This window comes from Treponema sp., from assembly GCF_045641405.1.
In the GTDB taxonomy this organism is placed as follows: Bacteria; Spirochaetota; Spirochaetia; order Treponematales; family Treponemataceae; genus Treponema_D.
In genome coordinates this window covers 37785-55480 of the sequence record NZ_JAZUGX010000067.1, presented here as the reverse complement: position 1 = coordinate 55480, position 17696 = coordinate 37785, and the positions used below count along the sequence as shown (strand labels likewise).

The window sequence follows — 17696 nt, the reverse complement described above, 5'->3', positions numbered from 1 at the left end:
ATTATTTCTATAAAATCACATACATGAAATCTAAGGCTGTACCGACAGGAATAATGCTCTATGCAAAGTCTTCAGGACTTACAAGTTTTTCTTCTCTATGGAGCATCAAGCATGCCCTAGGTACAGAAAAGGTCGGGCATACAGGAACTTTGGACAGTTTTGCCGATGGTCTTCTTGTTGTCCTTACTGGAAATCTTACACATCTTGTTCCCCATGTAACAGGATTTACTAAAACCTACGAAGCCATAATATGCTTTGGAAAAGAAACAGATACATTGGATCCTACGGGAGAAGTTGTTTCTACTGCAGAACCTGTATCAAAAGATCAGATAGAAGGCATCCTTCATAAATTTACAGGAGCAATCCTTCAGCAGCCACCTGCATTCTCTGCCCTTCATGTTGACGGTAAGCGTGCAAGCGACCTTGTTCGTGAAGGCAAGGAAGTCTCTCTTGAAAGCCGTCAGATTTTCATCTATAAACTTGAACTTTGCGATTTTCTTGACAGAAAAGAAGAAGATGGCTGCTCTTATGCAAAACTTGTGGTCACCTGCTCAAAGGGAACATATATCCGAGCCCTTGCCCGTGACATAGCCTATGCTTTAGGTAGCTGTGCCCATCTGTGTGCCTTGCGTAGAACTCAGGTTGGTCCTTTTGTGCTGGAAGATGCCGCCTGCTACGGATCTCTCGGGGAATTCACCATTGATGCTGGAATTGAAAGCGAGAGACGGTTTCGTCTTGAAAAAGAAAAAAAGAGCCTCATAGAAAAAGCAGAGGAAAAACTGTTCAGTAAGAAAAAGGAAAGAAAGCCTCGCGAAAAGGATAGTGATGAAAAGATAGCTGCCATCAAGAGCCGTTTTCTTTCCTTTACGCCAGAACTTGCAGGTCTTTGTGGCTTTGAATGTACTGTTCTTAAACCTGAATTTGAAAGATCCTATAACAATGGCAGACCTCTTTCTTTAAGGATGTTCGACAGATGTGAAGGCCTTGATGTTTCAAAGAATTTTTATAATCAGGATGAAATAGCCGTCTACTATGGAGATGGAAATTTTGCAGGAATAATGAAAAAACACGATGGCCGTCTAGGCTACGGATTTGTCGTTCCACACGGAAAGAAAGCCATGAGGGTTTTCACATGGAAGGAAATCTGTGATGGTGCTTTTCCGATTCAGTGGAAGGAAAAGGGCAGTGCCATTACCGTTGGAAGCTTTGAGGCCATTCATAAAGGTCATCAGGAGCTTGTGGATTTTGTGGTATCTGAAAAGGACTGTGTTGCTGGGGTTGTGACTTTTGCTTCAAGCATATGCCGTGAAGATAAAAGAGACATCTTTACTCTGAATCAGCGCCTTGAATTCTTTGAGACTCTAGGTGTTGATTTTGCAGTTGTCATTGATTTTAATGATGATTTTTCAAGACTCAGCGGTGACGATTTTTTCAGGATTCTCATTGATGAATGTAAACTTAAATTCCTTGCGGAAGGCAGCGACTTTAAATGTGGATATAAGGGAAGCTGTGATATGGAACAGATTTTGCATCTTTCCAATGAGCATGGGTTCATCCTGAAAAAGGCAGACTATGTTGAATACGAAGGTTCAAAAGTTAGCTCCAGCCGTATCAAGAAGGCGATTTCTGAAGGTGAATTCAACGGAATGGAATCCATGCTTGGGCGTCCATTTGAATATATGTTTTCAGGATGTAAATGGATAAAGAAATCTGATGGCCAGGAATTGTCTAGTTTTGTTACAGCTGCCAATGGTGATCAGGTGCTTCCTGGTCATGGAGAATTCAAGGTTGTTGCTGTTTTCAATGACGGCAGTACTTTGCATTCAGTCATGAAAATCGACGGAGAATCCATAGCATTAATGTTGCCTACGCAGCGCTATGCTGACAATGTTCACTCTGTCATTTTTTGATGAATTGCTCTCGTGGAATTTTATACTAGACAAAAAATGATATATCAGTAAAATTAAAGTGCTTCTTTTTGAAGCAATAAACTTTTGCTGTCATGATTCCGCCTGGAATGCAAAGAGCCACTTTTATCCCAGGTCTAATCTTAGGCAAAAGAAAAAAATCATAGGAGTAAGTATATGGCACTTACAAAAGAAACAACATCTTCAATCGTTGGAAAGTTCGGCAAGTCGGCAGCTGACACTGGTAACACAAACGTTCAGATTGCTCTTCTTACAGAACGCATCAAGCAGCTCACAGCTCACTGCAAGTCATTCCCAAAGGATACAACAGCATCCCGCGGACTTCTTAAGGCTGTAGGTGCTCGCAGAAGACTTCTTAAGTACCTTCAGAACACAAATCTTGAAGGATACCGCGCTCTCATCAAGGAACTCGGAATTCGTAAGTAAGTTTTCTACAAATCAGGGCAGGGGTGTTGTGGATTTCCATGGCATTCTTGCCTTGAACTTTTTTTGGAGAATAGTAGGGTATGTCGGCTGTTCAAACGATATATCCTTTGCCTAGTGCAAGAAAAGAAAATAAAAGAACAAGGAATTAGTTATGGTACAGAGAGTAACTAAAAAAATCGGTGATCAGGAACTCATCCTCGAAACCGGTAAAATCGGTAAACAGGCTAACGGCTGTGTTTATGCTCAGATCGGCGGAACATCAGTTATCGCTACAGTTTGTTGTTCAAGTGATGTAAGAGAAGGACTTGATTTCGTTCCAGTTACAGTTGAATACAACGAAAAATTCTATGCCGCTGGTAAGATTCCTGGCGGATTCGTAAAGAGGGAAGGTCGTCCAAAGGATAAGGAAATTCTTGTAAGCCGCCTTATCGACCGCCCAATGCGCCCACTTTTTGAAACAGCTTTCGGACGCGAAATTCAGATCGTTCCAACTTGTGTTTCAATCGACGGTGTAAATACACCAGACATTCTTGCAGTTCTCGCAGCATCTGCTGCAGTTTCCATTTCAGACATTCCTTTCCATGGTCCAGTTGCAGCTTGCCGCGTTGGTTACCTCGACGGACAGTATGTCATCAACCCAACATACGAACAGATGGAAAAGGTTCAGCTTGAAATCGTTGTTGCCGGTACAAAAGACGGCTTTACAATGGTAGAAGGCGGTGCAAATGAAGTTTCAGAAGATGTAATGCTTGGTGCCCTCGAAAAGGCTCAGGGATTCATCACAGAAATGTGTCTCCTCCAGGAAGAACTCGTTAAGCTTGCAGGTAAGGAAAAGCTCCCTCTTGCTCCACTTAACGTTGAACTTGAAAACAAGGAAGCCATCAAGGCAGACGCTCTCCCTCTCATGAAGGTTGCATGTTTCAAAGAAGGAAAGATGGCTCGTTCAGAAGCTGTAAAGGAAGTTAAGAAGCAGATTGCAGAAAAGTATGCTGACCAGCTTGCTGATGAAATGCAGGCAAAGCTCTTTGGCGCACTCTTTGATGACATCCAGTACGAACTCCTCCGCTCAAGCATCCTCGAAACAGGCATGCGCATCGACGGTCGTGGAACAGATCAGATCCGCCCAATCACTTGCGAAATCAACGTTCTTCCACGTCCACACGGATCAGCACTCTTTACTCGTGGTGAAACACAGTCCCTCGCTGTTACAACTCTTGGTACAGCAATGGATGAACAGGTATATGATGATATTGAAGGCGACAGAAGCGAAAACTTCATCCTTCACTACAACTTCCCACCATATTCTGTAGGTGAAACAGGTAAGCTTACAACAGGCCGCCGCGAAATCGGTCATGGTAACCTTGCACGCCGCTCACTTGCTCCAATGATTCCTTCAAAGGCAGAATTCCCATACACAATCCGTGTTGTTTCTGAAATCATGGAATCAAACGGTTCATCTTCACAGGCTTCTACATGTGGTGGATGTCTTTCACTCCTTGCAGCTGGTGTTCCAATGAAGAAGATGGTTGCAGGTATTGCAATGGGTCTCATCACAAGCGACGAAAAGTATACAAAGTATGCAATTCTTTCTGATATCCTCGGTGAAGAAGATCACCTTGGCGACATGGACTTCAAGGTAGCAGGTACCCGCGATGGTATCACAGGCTTCCAGATGGACATCAAGATTGCTGGTGTTTCTATGGAAATCATGAAGAAGGCTCTTGCTCAGGCTAAGGACGGACGCAACCACATCCTCGACATCATGGAAAAGTGCATCAACAAGCCACAGCCAATCAGCCAGTACGCACCAAAGATTGACAGCCTCAAGATTCCTGTTGACAAGATCGGTGCCCTCATTGGACCAGGCGGAAAGAACGTCAAGGCTCTCTGCCAGCAGTATGGCGTTACAATCAATACAGAAGATGACGGAACAGTTACAATCTATGGTAAGACAGGTACAGCAACAGATGCTGCAAAGGCTGCCGTTAAGGGTATCTGCGAAGATCCAGAGCCAGGTACAATCTACCAGGGTACTGTTAAGCGCATCATGGACTTCGGTGCATTCATCGAAATCCTCCCAGGTAAGGAAGGCCTCTGCCACATCTCTAAGCTTTCTCGCGCTCGCGTAGAAAAGGTAACAGATGTTCTTAAGGAAGGACAGGTTGTTCCAGTTAAGCTCCTTGAAGTAGACAAGATGGGACGACTCAACCTCTCTTACATTGATGCTGTAGAAGCTAAGTAGGCCATCTGCGGCTCTGTAAAATCATAAAGGGCTGTTCAACAAGTATAAGCCATGGCGGTCATTGAGCCTGTCGAAATGACCATCACGCTATTAGTGGTGGTTTCGAGGGCCTCAACCACCCTGTTTTATACTTTTGGAACAGCCCTTTTTTTATTTTTGTGATATGCTATAATCCATCCATCATGATTAAGAAACAGGTCTTGAAAAATAATGTCGTCCTTATTACGCAGAATGACGATTCTTCTAAGGTAGCAACCATAGGCTTTTATTTTTCAGTCGGCAGTCGATTTGAGAAAGACGGCGAATACGGAATAAGCCATTTTACCGAGCATATGCTCTTTAAAGGTACAAGGACAAAATCCAATAAGGAAATTTCCCGTATCTTTGACAAGATGGGAGGCGTCACCAACGCTTTTACTGAACGCGAAAATGTCAGCGTATATTGCTCAATTCCTGTAGAGAAAAAAGAGAATTTTCAGATTGCCCTTGATACAATCTGTGATCTGTCTGAAAACTGTATTTTCCCGGAAGAAGAATTTGAAAAGGAAAGGGGAGTTGTAGAAAACGAAATCTATGCTGTTGAAGATGATCCAGATGATTCTTCCATGGATGAAATCGCACGCCGCATCTGGCCTGATCAGGACATTTCAAGAACCATAACTGGCTCGGTCGAGGATGTTGAAGCCATTACGCGGGAGCAGATGATCTGCTGGTATGAGAAGTACATCGTTCATGGTGAACTTGTTGTCATAGGGACTGGTAAGATTGATGAAGGGCTTCTTGTTCAAAGACTTGAAAATCTACAGCAGAAAAAGGAATCCCTTGAGTTCTACAGAAATGCACATTTCCCTGACGCTGTTGATTGGTGCAATGGAAATCATGTTGTAAAGGCAAAATTCAATCAGGAACAGATTTTCGCTTTGTTTCCATTGGATTGGACTCTTTCCTATAAAGATTATCTTTCCCTAATGATATTCGATACCATCACTGGGGACAGCATGAGCAGCAGGCTTTTCCTTGAGCTTAGGGAACGGCTTGGTCTTTGCTACAGCGTGGGAAGTTTTTTTACTACTTATGAAAACGCAGGGCTTTGGGCAGCTTACCTTGTCTGCGAAAAGAAGAATGCCCTTCGCGCATCAGAAGCCTTGGTGAAGGAAACCTGTGGACTTATTGAAAAAGAAATCACCCAGGAAGAAATTGATCTTGCATTGGAACGTATCAGTGGTCTGGAAACCATGAACGATGTCAATTCTGTTTTTCTTATGCGCCGTTTGTGGAATTTCTATTCACTTGGTTTTGACCTTATGACAACAGATGAATTCATCAAGTCTATACGGATGATAAAGAAAGATGATATAATTTCCTTTGTTCGTCGCCTTGTGGATCCTTCAAGAAGGAATGTTGTGGTTTATGGACAGAAGCTTTCTGTTTTTGACAGGAAGAAATTATTGGGAGGAATACAATGAATTGTGTCGATATAAAAATCATTGCGTCTGAAGGAGCTGTTGTTCCTTGCTATAAAACTGAAGGTGCTGCAGGGGCTGATGTCTGTGCTCTTCTGGAAGAAAAAATTGTGCTTAAAAAAGGGCAGAGGATCATCATCCCTACAGGACTCTTTTTTGAAATTCCTCAAGGATATGAAATCCAGGTTCGTCCAAGAAGTGGTCTTGCTGCAAAGAATGGAGTTACCGTATTGAATACTCCTGGAACAATCGACAGTGACTATCGTGGAGAACTCAAGGTAATCCTCATCAATCTTGGTGATGAAGATTTTGAAATCAACAACGGTGACAGAATTGCCCAGATTGTCGTTGCACCTGTGACTGTTGGAAATTTCATTCAGACTGAATCCATTTCTGTAACAGAACGCGGAGCAGGTGGTTTTGGTAGTACGGGCGTATAATCTACCTTTCAAGAAATGAATTCCTGGTTTAAATCGCTGAAGATAAAAATTGAAAATATCCTCAACAAGATAGATGCAGCATTTGTCTTTCTGTACAAGCAGTATGTCTTCTATAAAATAGCGTTTTCAAGAAAGACACGAAATCTAAAGAAAATCAAAGTAAGAAAGACTTTCTTTAGACTGGGCTATGCATTTGGGAAAAAAATCGACAGTCGGCCTGTCATGCGTTTCTTTATGATCCGTACATACAGGCTCCATTCTCTTGGAAACAACATTCTTGCAAAATATATCGCTAAGGAACTGCTTCTTTACTTCATTGTATGCTTTGCTTTTTTCTTTGTCGTTTTTTTTGTAAATCAGATTTTACTTCTTGCGGAAACCATCCTTAAGAAAAGGGTTCCTCTAGGTTCCGTGCTTAAGCTTATCACATATTGTCTTCCTGCAATCATTGCCCAGTCCGCTCCTTTCGCTACGCTTGTCGGTTTTCTTATGTGTCTTGGTAGGCTTGTGACTGATAATGAGGTTCTTATTTTCAGGGCCAGTGGTCAAAAGTACAGTCTCATCCTAAAGTCTGTCCTTACAATGGGCATGATCATTTCTATATTTAGTTTTATAATGAATGACTATTTCCTGCCGCTTGGAACCATCAACTACAATAAAATGCGAAGGCAGCTCATCACCTCCAATCCTGCAATAGAACTTGAATCCATGTCCATAAAAAGAATGAATGATTCAACTTTCATCATCGGTAAGGTTAACGGTACGAAGGTAAGTGACCTGGTTTTCTTTGATACGGGCAAGGATGGAAATACTAGGATCATCATCTCCAAGGATTCTGAAATACGAAAATCTGTTTCAGAAGGTGTTCTTATGAGACTTGATATGAAGGATTCCGTGGTCATGATGATGAAAAGCATAATGTCTGGAACCTACGATACCTTGTCGTCGGAAAACCTTTCTTTAAGCATCTTTGAAGATTCCATCATCGCTTCAAGCGGTGGCGTATCTCCTCGTGAAATGACTTCCTGGGATCTTGGTAAGAAAATCAAGAATATGAAAAGCGACGAAAATATTTCACCAAAGATAAAGAATACATATAAGCTTGAGTTCAGCAAGAAATTCTCCGTTCCATTCGGTTCAATCTTTTTTGCCATTCTTGCATTTCCATTGTCCTTGATTTTTGGTCGTAAGGACGGTCAGACACTGGGATTGATATTTGGAATCATTCTTTCGGTTCTCTATTGGGCAGCCACCATCATCGGTCAGATGTTTGGCATAAGGGGGGGGTACAACGGATTCTGGATGATGTGGACTCCTAATCTTGTTCTAGGACTTCTTGGCATAATACTTTATCTGAGGTTAAAGAAAAAATGAAAATCATTACCTATATGCTAAGAAGCTTTTTCCCTATTTTTCTCGGTGCCCTCATTTTTTTTGTGCTGGTCCTTTGTCTTACGGATTTGTTCATGAATCTTTGGAACTACATATCCAAGGGAGTTTCATCCAAAGATGTCGGTATGATCATTCTTTATTATGTTCCTAAGACTGTCTGGTATGCCATTCCTATCGCCATGCTTTTTGCCACCGCCTATATGTTGAGTGATTTTTATGCACGCAATGAACTTCTTGCGATCTTTGCTTCGGGCATTTCTCTTTTCAGATTTACTGTTCCATTGCTTTTTATTGCTGTTGCAATGAGTTTTGCCATGTTTTTCTTTGAAGACTATGTTGTTGTTCCGACGTATACAAAGAAAGTCCATATGCAGGAACTTGTTCTCCAAAAAGAAAAATCCATGAACAACGACAGAATCGTCATAATGTCAGATGAAGGAAAAATCGTCTATAAGGCTGATTTCTATGATGATTCCGTCAAAAGACTGTACACCGTCTATTGTCTTATCCGTGATGATGAAAAAAATCTTCGTGCCCTTATCTATTCAGACAATGCATCATGGATTGACGGCAAATGGAAACTTTCTAATCCTGTTGAGTATAAGAATTCTGATGAAGGAATCGTAATGGCAAGTGTGGAAGAGGAGCTTCTAGATCTGTTTGATGAACCTCCTGAAACTTTCAGAAACAACACGATTTCTGTAGAAGAAGTAAATACCCGCCAGGCAAGAGAATACATAGAACATCTTGAGAAGGCAGGACTTCCGAGCGCAGAAGAAAAATCTGTCTACTACAAGAAATTTTCTTTTCCATTCGTTGTTTTTATCGTTGTTTTTCTCGCTGTCGGTCTTAGCGGAAAAACTAGGAAAAATGTTCTTCTTGTAAGTCTTGCCCTTAGTATTACTGCAGTAGTTCTGTTCTATGTTACACAGATGATAACCATGCTGATGGCAAAATTCCAGGCGATTCCTCCCTTGTTTGGAGCCTGGTTTCCCGTCATGCTGTTCATAATAATCAGCACCATGCTGTTGAAATATGCTAAAACTTGAGTAAGGTATAAATGATATGATAGAGAATTTTTTTGAAGTTCACCATGAAAACAAGGACTCGTTGGCCCGTACAGGTGTAATGCACCTTCCACACGGTGATGTTCAGACTCCTGTTTTCATGCCTGTAGGAACTAAAGGTACTGTAAAAGCCCTTACAAAGGATGATCTGGAAGAAATCGGCTTTGAGATCATCCTTGCAAACACTTACCATATGTATCTGCGTCCAGGTGCCGATCTTGTCAAGGAAGGCGGTGGACTTCATGGATTTACAAAATGGAACAGGAATTTTCTTACTGACTCTGGTGGTTTTCAGGTATGGTCGCTTTCAAAACTGAGAAAAATAAAGAACGAAGGGATTGAATTTCGCAGTGACATAGATGGAAGCAAGCATTTCTTTACTCCAGAAAATGTTGTTCAGACACAGGTTAAGCTTAACAGCGACATCCAGATGCAGCTTGATGTTTGTTCTGGGTTTGGTGTGGACAGGGCTGAAGCAGAGCGTGCTCTTAGGCTTTCATCTCAATGGGCTGAAAGAGCGATTGCAGAATGGACGATACATCAGGAAAACGGTTATAAGGGAATTCTTTTTCCTATAGTTCAGGGAAATTTCTTTGACGATCTTAGAAAGGAAAGCGCACAGTTTGTGGATTCTCTTGGTACTCCTGGTCTTGCCATCGGAGGCTTGAGCGTTGGGGAGCCTGCGGATGTCTACAAGGAAAAACTTCAGTATACGGTCCAGTTTCTTTCTCGAAGCAAACCCCGTTATGTAATGGGTATAGGTACACCTGAGTATATCCTTGAAGCTGTAGCGAATGGAATCGACATGTTTGACTGCGTTCAGCCTACGCGCATTGCCCGTCATGGACTTTATTTTTCAAAAAAGGGAATGGTGTCGATTAAACAGGCTCGTTACGAACATGATTTTGGTTGCATTGATCCTGAATGTAAATGCAAGGTCTGCACGACTTATTCCCGTGCTTATCTTAGACATATTTTCCGTGAGCAGGAAATCCTGTCGTCAATGCTGGCAAGCTACCATAATCTTTATTTCCTTCATAATATGATAAAGGAAATCAGAGAGGCCATAAATGAAGATAGATTTGAAGAATATAGAAAAAGCTTTCTTGAAAATTTTCACTCTGGGGAGGTGTGACAGATGAAAAGAATATTTTCCTTTATCGCAGCATGCGTTTTGTTTTCTACCATAAATGTGGTTTCGCAGGAAATCGTTGAGGCTGTCGGTGAAATTACTGAAGCTATGAATCTTGTCACGGAAACCGTTACGGAAATTTTTGATGGACTTGAGGATGAAGCTGACGTGGTGTCTTCCTTTGTTGAAGATTCAGATTTCGATTCCGATGATGCAGAAGACGAAGATGAAGTACTTAAGGCTTACAGAGAATCCAAGGATAAGAAGGAAGAAAAGCCAAGGTATAAGTATACAAAAGAAAAGAAAGTTCCTTCAAAAAAACGTCCGTCAAAGCATGAGTCCAAGAATGAATATCTTGACAAGTCCGACAACTACGAGGATGAGACCAATGCTGTATTTAAATATGGACTTGAAAGTCAGATCAGCAATTCTCTTGATGAGCTTACAAAAAATGAGGATATGCGTTTTGTCGATCAGATCTATGATCTTTTTTATGAGACGAAGGATGTACTTGTAAAGGATAAAATCATCGAATATTTCACGAAGCTCAAGGATCCATGTCTTGGAGACTATGCCTGTGCTGTTATCAATGATCCCTATGATACAAGAAAAGATACCGTTGACAGATGCTTTAAGTATGTGTCGGAAGCACAGATAAAGGACGCTGTTCCAGGTCTTGTCGATCTTGTTGATAAGGAAGAGGAAGATTATTTTACAGGAGCACTTACAGCCCTCGGCGATTTAGGTGAAAAGGAAGAGGCTGAATTCCTTGCCGATTATCTTGATCGTGACGATCTTACGGTTCCTCAGCGACAGGCTCTCATGAAGGTTCTTGGTAGAATCAAGGCAGTGGAAACTTGGGATAAGATCGTTGAGATTGCAAAGGATGAAGATGAGAACAGCTTTGTCCGTATGTATGCAGCGGAAGCTATAGGTGCCATGGAAAAGTCGGAGGGCGAGGAAATCCTTATTGACCTTTTTGAATCCACTGATCCAAATCTCCGTTGCTATGTCGTTAAAGGTATCAGTCATTTCAAGGATGAAAAGGCTGACAAAGTAATCATACAGGCATTGAGGGATTCCCAGTACAAGGTCCGCATAGAGGCGATAGAAGCCGTAGAAAAACGTGAAATGAAGGAAGCTGTTCCGTATCTTATTTTCCGATGCAAGGATAAGGATGAGCTTAAGAACGTTAAGGAAAAATCCTACAAAGTGATTGCAAGGTTGAATACCAGCGAAGGAAACGACTATCTTATAAGCATATTTGACGATAAGAAAATTGGTGTGGGAGTAAAAGCCAAGGTTGCAGGCTTCCTTCTTGCAGAAAACAATGCAGGAACAAAGGAGGTCATGGAACTTGCCCGTACTTCACTTGAAAGTGACGTAAAGTATCAGAAGGACTTAAGGTATGCTTTGGGAAAAGAATTTGCAAAGTATGACCGTCCTGAATTTGCCGATATCTGCAGTGAATATCTTGAAAGCAGCGATGTCGCAACCCAGGGGACAGGCCTTGATATCTGGGCAAAGGGAAGATATTCCTCGTGCCGCGCAAAGGTCGAAGAAATTGCCCAGGATGCTCTGGAAGAGGAAGTCAAGGAAGATGAGAAGGGCAGCAAGCCTGGAACCTATCAGTTTGGCAAGAAGAAAAAGAATGCCAATGCTAAAAAAGCAAAAAAGATCCTTGAGATGGATGGAACTACGGTTCTTAAGGCAGCTTCGTCTTCTGATAAAGCCGATGCTGTTTCGGGTGCCGCTTCTTCGGCTTCTGTTGATACATCAAATGCAAAATAATTTTTGAGATTTTTATTAAAAATCTTAGAAATGCTATTGACACTGAACCTGCAAATTGATATATTTAAATCACGATTTGCGGAAACGCAGATGCGGGGATGGTGGAATTGGTAGACACGCTAGCTTGAGGTGCTAGTGGCGCGAGCTGTGCCTGTTCAAGTCAGGTTCTCCGCACGAAAAGCAGTTGCTGAAAAGTGGCTGCTTTTTTTTATTTTAAAGCGACGGTTTAGGTTTCTTTTCCGTTTGTCTTCAAGTAGATGTAAATGTTAGGGGGCATATATGTTTGCAGTGTTCGTCAACTGTGCCGCAATTATTGTCGGTTCCATCCTTGGTCTTCTGGTTGCAGGCCGTATGTCTAAAAAAATGGAGGATGTAATCCAGACTGGTGCTGGATTCATCACATTTATACTGGGAATCCAGATGGCATTTAAATATCAGAACGTCTGCTTCCTTACTCTTGCCATTATCCTGGGTGGAATCTTAGGAACCATCATAGATCTTGATTCTAAAATCCTTTCTTTGGGAAAAATCCTTGAGCGCCTGGTTTCAGTACAAAAGGGGCAGGTTTCTGGAAGCCGTGACTCTATCGGTTCATCAGGCGAAAAGAATTTTGCCTATGCTTTTCTTAATGCCAGCGTTCTTTTCTGTGTCGGGGCCATGGCAATCCTTGGTTCCTTTAAGGCAGGCATAGAAAAAGATTATTCAATCATCTATACCAAGAGCATACTGGACGGTTTCATGGCGATTTCCTTTACTGCCGCCATGGGAATAGGAACTGCCTTCAGTGCTCTTGCCATATTCCTTTATCAGGGGGCCCTTACCTTGCTCAGCGTTGCGGTTCAGCCTTTTGTATCCGATGTGATGCTTTCTGAACTTACAGGGAGTGGAGGAGTCCTGATCTGTATGATAGGTGTGAATCTTATCGGCCTGAAGAAAATCAAGACTGCAAACTATCTTCCTGCGGTTGTTTTTACGGTTCTCTTTGTTCTTCTGGAAAGTCCAGTTAAAAATCTCCTTGGATTGCAGTGAATTCAGTGAATTTAGCCTTGAATTTGTTTGACTTATGGTTTTTTTGAATTTATAATAGTACATATATAATATAAACCCTTAGGGAGGCCAAAAATGGCAAAGGTAGAACTTAAAGGTATTGGTAAGATTTACGACGGCAACGTACAGGCTGTTGAAAATGCCAACATCGTAATCGAAGACCGCGATTTCTGTGTATTCGTTGGTCCATCTGGATGCGGAAAGTCGACAACTCTCCGTATGATCGCTGGTTTGGAAGAAATTTCTGAAGGTGAGCTTCTTATCGACGGTGAACTCATGAACGACGTTCCACCAAAGGATAGAAACATCGCTATGGTATTCCAGAACTATGCTCTTTACCCACACATGACAGTTTATGACAACATGGCTTTCGGTCTTAAGATCCGCAAAATGGACAAGGGAGAAATCCAGCGTCGTGTTGATGAAGCAGCAGTTAGCCTTGGACTTACTCAGTACCTCGATCGCAAACCAAAGGCACTTTCAGGTGGACAGAGACAGCGTGTTGCAGTAGGACGCGCAATCGTTCGTAACCCTAAAGTATTCTTGTTCGACGAACCACTTTCTAACCTCGATGCTAAGCTCCGCGTTTCAATGCGTGGAGAAATCGCTGCTTTGCACCAGAGACTCCAGGCTACAATGATCTACGTTACACACGACCAGATCGAAGCTATGACAATGGGTACAAAGATTGTTGTTATGAAGGACGGTCACGTTCAGCAGATCGGTGAACCACTTTACTTGTACAACCACCCAATCAACAAGTTCGTTGCTGGCTTCATTGGAACACCTCCAATGAACTTCATGACTGTATCAGTTAAGAAGGATGGCGATAAGATCGTTGTTGATGAAGGAACATTTACACTCGTTCCAACAGCAGAACAGCAGAAGTACCTTTCTGAATTCGTTGGTAAGGAAGTATACTTCGGTGTTCGCCCAGAAGACCTTACATATGCAGAAGCTCCAGCAGCTGAAAACAACATGCAGATGAAGGTTTCAAACAAGGAACCACTTGGTGCAGAAACACACCTCTTCCTTGCTTCTAAGAACCAGAGTGTTGTTGCTCGTGTTCTTGCATCTTCTAAGGGAGATTTCAAGATCGGCGAAACAGTTAACTTCGTTCCAGCTATGGAAAGATGTAAGTTCTTCGTTAAGGACACAGAAGACCTTTCAAAGGAAATCAATATCTGTGAAAAGGACAAGATTTCTGCTCCTTGGCTCAAGAATGCTCTTACAGGCGAAGTTGGTTACAAGGTAGCTATCGGTTCAGAAATCAAGAAATAAGTTGATGGCTGCTTAGGCAGTTCAGTCAATACTATTTTTTTGACACCGAAAGGCACCGTCAGTTGATTCTGGCGGTGCTTTTTTTTTATGGCATTTTTTATTAAAATGAATTTCATGCTTAAGACAAATTCAGTTGTTATCTATAAAAATTCCGCTGCGGTGATTACTGCTGTTCAGGACAATGCAAAATATACAGTAAAGTTCAGAAGTGCTGCTGCAACTGCAACAAAGCCTGCAGTGTATGGCGAGCAGAATGTCCGCGAAAAGGATGTGATTCTTCTTCATGAAGGACCATGTTCATCCCTTGCCAATGTGCTTTCTTTTGCTGAAGATAAATGTCCCCTTGCAGAAAAACTTTACAATCTTGAGGACAGAAATGAAATAGGTCTTCAGGTTAAGGACTGCTATGAACTGCTTGCTTCTGATGATGAAACTAAAGATTCTTCATTTGGATTTGAAGAATTGGTTTCCCTTTTCAATGACAGGATGACTGCGGATGAAAGCTGGGGAATGTTCTGTGCCCTTAAGAATACAGTCTGGTTCAATCAGAACCTTAAGGAACAGATGAACGGCAATCTTGTGTTCAGTCTTCGTTCTCAGGAAGAAATAGATTCCCTCGTAAAAAAAGCCGATGCCAAGGGAAAAGAGGCTGAACTGCGTGCGGCGTTCCTTGATAGACTTAAATCAAATTCCCTTCTTCCAGAAGATTCCATATATATGGGAGATGTTGAAGCCCTTGCACTTGGTAAAACAGACAAAAGCCGTACGATGCATGATGCAGGAATAAAAGAAACTGTGGAGAAAGCTCATAAACTCCTGCTTGATACAGGAGTATGGGAAATAACCCGCAATCCTTATCCTTTGCGCTGGGGACTTTCAATGAAGAGTGCCTCTGAATCTCTTTCATCTCCTCCAGTAGAAGATCGTTATCAGGTTCCTGGTGTAAGCTATGCCATCGATGCAGAAAACTCTGCTGATCCTGATGATGCTGTCGCCTATGACGGCAAATACTACTGGGTTCATATCGCCGACCCTGCAAGTACAGTAATGCCTGATTCTTCCATTGATAGATCAGCCCGTGCCCGTGGAGCAACTTTGTACATTCCTGAAGGTGCTGCCCGTATGCTCTGTGAGGATGCCCTTGAAGATTATGCACTTGGTCTTAAGGAAATGAGCAATGCCCTTTCTTTCCGTCTTCTACTGGATGATGATGCCAACGTAGTTGAATGTGCCGTTATGAAGACGATTGTCGATGTAAAGAGGTTGTCCTATAAGCAGGCAGAGGAACAGAAGGAAAGTCCTGAACTTAAGCCTCTTTTTGATATTGCCCGCAAGAATGTGGAAAAGAGAAACAAGGCTGGTGCTGTTCAGATTACCATGCCTGAAGTTCATGTACATGTAGACAAGGAAACAAAAAAGGTTTCGATCGTAAAAGATGAAAAATACGAAAGTAATGAAATGATACGTGAGCTAATGCTGCTGGCAGGTGAAGGTGCTGCAAAGTTTGCTTTCCAGAACAACATCCCGTTCCCGTACATAAGCCAGGAAGAACCTCAGATTCCAGCTGAAATTCCTGAAGGTCTTGCTGGACAGTTCAGGTTAAGACGCTGCATGAGAAAACGTTCCGTTGGTGTAACGCCAGGTATGCACTGCGGTCTTGGACTCAACATGTACAGCCAGGTAACAAGCCCTTTGCGTCGCTATGGAGACCTAATATCACATCAGCAGCTCCGTGCCTTTATCGATGGTCGTGAACTTTTGGATAAGGATACCATGCTCATGCGAATTTCTGAAGGTGATGCTGGTGCCATGGCCGCCCGAAAATCAGAAAGAAACAGCAACCTTCACTGGACGCTTGTTTATCTTTTGCAGAATCCTGAATGGACAGGAGAGGCTGTATGCGTGTCCCTTGCGGAGGGCAAGCTTCCACAGTTCTGTATACCCGAGCTGGCGCAGGAAGCTTTCTTTGATGTTCCTGGTGGAGTAGAACTGAACCAGACCGTGAAAGTCAAGGTAAGCAGGATAAATCTTCCTGAGCTGCAGGTTGAATTCCAGATTGCTGCTGAAGATTGAAAGTGTTGTTATAGATGAAAACTATAGGTAGTGATAATTTTTTTATAATATCTATAGACTGGGTTATTATATAAACTGATAGGGAAATTATTTTTTTTGTAATCAGTAAAATTACAAATTTTATCATGGAGTTAAATATGTCGGAAATCGAAACGAAATGTATCCACGCAGGCTATGAACCAAAGAACGGTGAATCACGCATGATTCCTATTATCCAGTCTACAACCTTCAAGTATGACTCAAGCGAAGATATGGGTAAACTCTTTGACCTAGAGGCTGAAGGATATTTCTATACACGACTTGCAAATCCTACAAATGATTATGTAGCAAAGAAAATCTGTGCCCTCGAAGGTGGAACCGCTGCAATGCTTACCTCTTCTGGACAGGCTGCCAACATGTTTGCCATCTTCAACATTGCAAATGCGGGAGACCATGTCATTGCCTGTTCATCAATCTATGGCGGGACATTCAACCTGTTCAACGTGACGATGCGCAAGATGGGAATTGACTTTACTTTTGTAAGCCCTGAATGCACCGAGGAAGAACTCAATGCTGCATTCAAGCCTAACACAAAGGCTGTTTTTGGTGAGACTATAGCAAATCCTTCACTGGTCATTTTTGACCTTGAGAAGTTTGCGAAGGCAGCCCACAGCCACGGTGTTCCGCTTGTAGTTGACAACACCTTTGCAACTCCTGTCAACTGCCGTCCTTTTGAGTGGGGAGCAGATATCGTTACCCATTCGACAACAAAGTACATGGACGGTCATGACGCAACTGTAGGCGGATGCATCGTAGACAGCGGTAAATTTGACTGGATGGCACATAAGGAAAAGTTCCCGGGACTCTGTACTCCAGATGAAAGCTATCATGGTATCACCTACGCGGAAAAATTCGGTCAGGCGGGCGCCTTCATCACAAAGTGTACTGCCCAGCTTATGCGCGACTTTGGATGCATTCAGGCTCCAATGAACGCATACTTCCTCAACCTTGGCCTTGAATCACTTCCATTGCGAGTTGAACGCCATGTTGCCAATGCAACTGCCATCGCAAAATTCCTCAAGGCCCACAAGAATGTCGAATGGGTAAACTACCCTGGGCTTGAAGGTGACAAATACTATGAACTTGCAAAAAAATATATGCCTAAGGGAACCTGCGGAGTTATCAGCTTTGGCGTAAAGGGTGGCAGAAAGGCTGCCGAAGCCTTTATGGGAAAGCTAAAAATTGGTATGATTGCTACACATGTAGCTGACAGCCGCACATGCGTTTTACATCCTGCAAGTGCAACTCACCGTCAGCTTTCTGACCAGGAACTCATTGACTGCGGTGTACGCCCAGACATGATCCGCCTTTCCGTCGGAGTGGAAAACGTAAATGATTTAATAGAGGACCTTAAAAACGCATTGGGAGACTAAAA

The 17696-nt window shown here is 42.5% G+C and carries 13 protein-coding genes and 1 tRNA gene; all 14 read left to right on the top strand.

The features are described from left to right. Positions 1-23 precede the first annotated feature (23 nt). Complete coding sequence (gene truB / locus ACKI39_RS10620; protein ID WP_407400344.1) at positions 24-1910, top strand: tRNA pseudouridine(55) synthase TruB; 1887 nt, start codon at positions 24-26, stop codon at positions 1908-1910. Positions 1911-2084: 174 nt separating this feature from the next. Next, positions 2085-2354 (top strand): 30S ribosomal protein S15, encoded by a 270-nt coding sequence (rpsO, locus tag ACKI39_RS10615; protein ID WP_407400342.1) that lies wholly within the window; start codon positions 2085-2087, stop codon positions 2352-2354. Between the two features lie 151 nt (positions 2355-2505). Beyond that, positions 2506-4596 (top strand): polyribonucleotide nucleotidyltransferase, encoded by a 2091-nt coding sequence (pnp, locus tag ACKI39_RS10610; protein WP_407400340.1) that lies wholly within the window; start codon positions 2506-2508, stop codon positions 4594-4596. A 182-nt stretch (positions 4597-4778) separates the two neighbouring features. Continuing rightward, complete coding sequence (locus tag ACKI39_RS10605; protein ID WP_407400338.1) at positions 4779-6062, top strand: M16 family metallopeptidase; 1284 nt, start codon at positions 4779-4781, stop codon at positions 6060-6062. Beyond that, positions 6059-6499, top strand: a complete 441-nt coding sequence (dut, locus tag ACKI39_RS10600) for a dUTP diphosphatase (RefSeq protein ID WP_407400336.1) — start codon at positions 6059-6061, stop codon at positions 6497-6499. The genes ACKI39_RS10605 and dut overlap by 4 nt, the downstream gene beginning before the upstream one ends. 15 nt (positions 6500-6514) lie before the next feature. Then, positions 6515-7873 (top strand): LptF/LptG family permease, encoded by a 1359-nt coding sequence (locus ACKI39_RS10595; RefSeq protein ID WP_407400334.1) that lies wholly within the window; start codon positions 6515-6517, stop codon positions 7871-7873. After that, positions 7870-8940, top strand: coding sequence for an LptF/LptG family permease (locus tag ACKI39_RS10590; RefSeq protein WP_407400332.1), 1071 nt, complete (start codon positions 7870-7872; stop codon positions 8938-8940). The genes ACKI39_RS10595 and ACKI39_RS10590 overlap by 4 nt, the downstream gene beginning before the upstream one ends. Before the next feature lie 16 nt (positions 8941-8956). Continuing rightward, complete coding sequence (tgt, locus tag ACKI39_RS10585; RefSeq protein ID WP_407400330.1) at positions 8957-10093, top strand: tRNA guanosine(34) transglycosylase Tgt; 1137 nt, start codon at positions 8957-8959, stop codon at positions 10091-10093. A 3-nt stretch (positions 10094-10096) separates the two neighbouring features. Next, positions 10097-11881 (top strand): HEAT repeat domain-containing protein, encoded by a 1785-nt coding sequence (locus tag ACKI39_RS10580; RefSeq protein WP_407400328.1) that lies wholly within the window; start codon positions 10097-10099, stop codon positions 11879-11881. A gap of 92 nt (positions 11882-11973) precedes the next feature. Next, a tRNA-Leu gene (locus ACKI39_RS10575) sits at positions 11974-12055 on the top strand. A gap of 105 nt (positions 12056-12160) precedes the next feature. Next, positions 12161-12910, top strand: a complete 750-nt coding sequence (locus ACKI39_RS10570) for a DUF554 domain-containing protein (protein WP_407400326.1) — start codon at positions 12161-12163, stop codon at positions 12908-12910. A 93-nt stretch (positions 12911-13003) separates the two neighbouring features. Next, positions 13004-14209, top strand: coding sequence for an ABC transporter ATP-binding protein (locus tag ACKI39_RS10565; RefSeq protein WP_407400324.1), 1206 nt, complete (start codon positions 13004-13006; stop codon positions 14207-14209). Between the two features lie 114 nt (positions 14210-14323). After that, on the top strand, positions 14324-16282 hold the full coding sequence (locus tag ACKI39_RS10560; protein WP_407400322.1) for a ribonuclease catalytic domain-containing protein: 1959 nt from the start codon (positions 14324-14326) through the stop codon (positions 16280-16282). Between the two features lie 137 nt (positions 16283-16419). Beyond that, a complete protein-coding gene (locus ACKI39_RS10555) occupies positions 16420-17694 on the top strand; it encodes an O-acetylhomoserine aminocarboxypropyltransferase/cysteine synthase family protein (protein WP_407400320.1) in 1275 nt (424 codons plus the stop codon). Positions 17695-17696 lie beyond the last annotated feature (2 nt).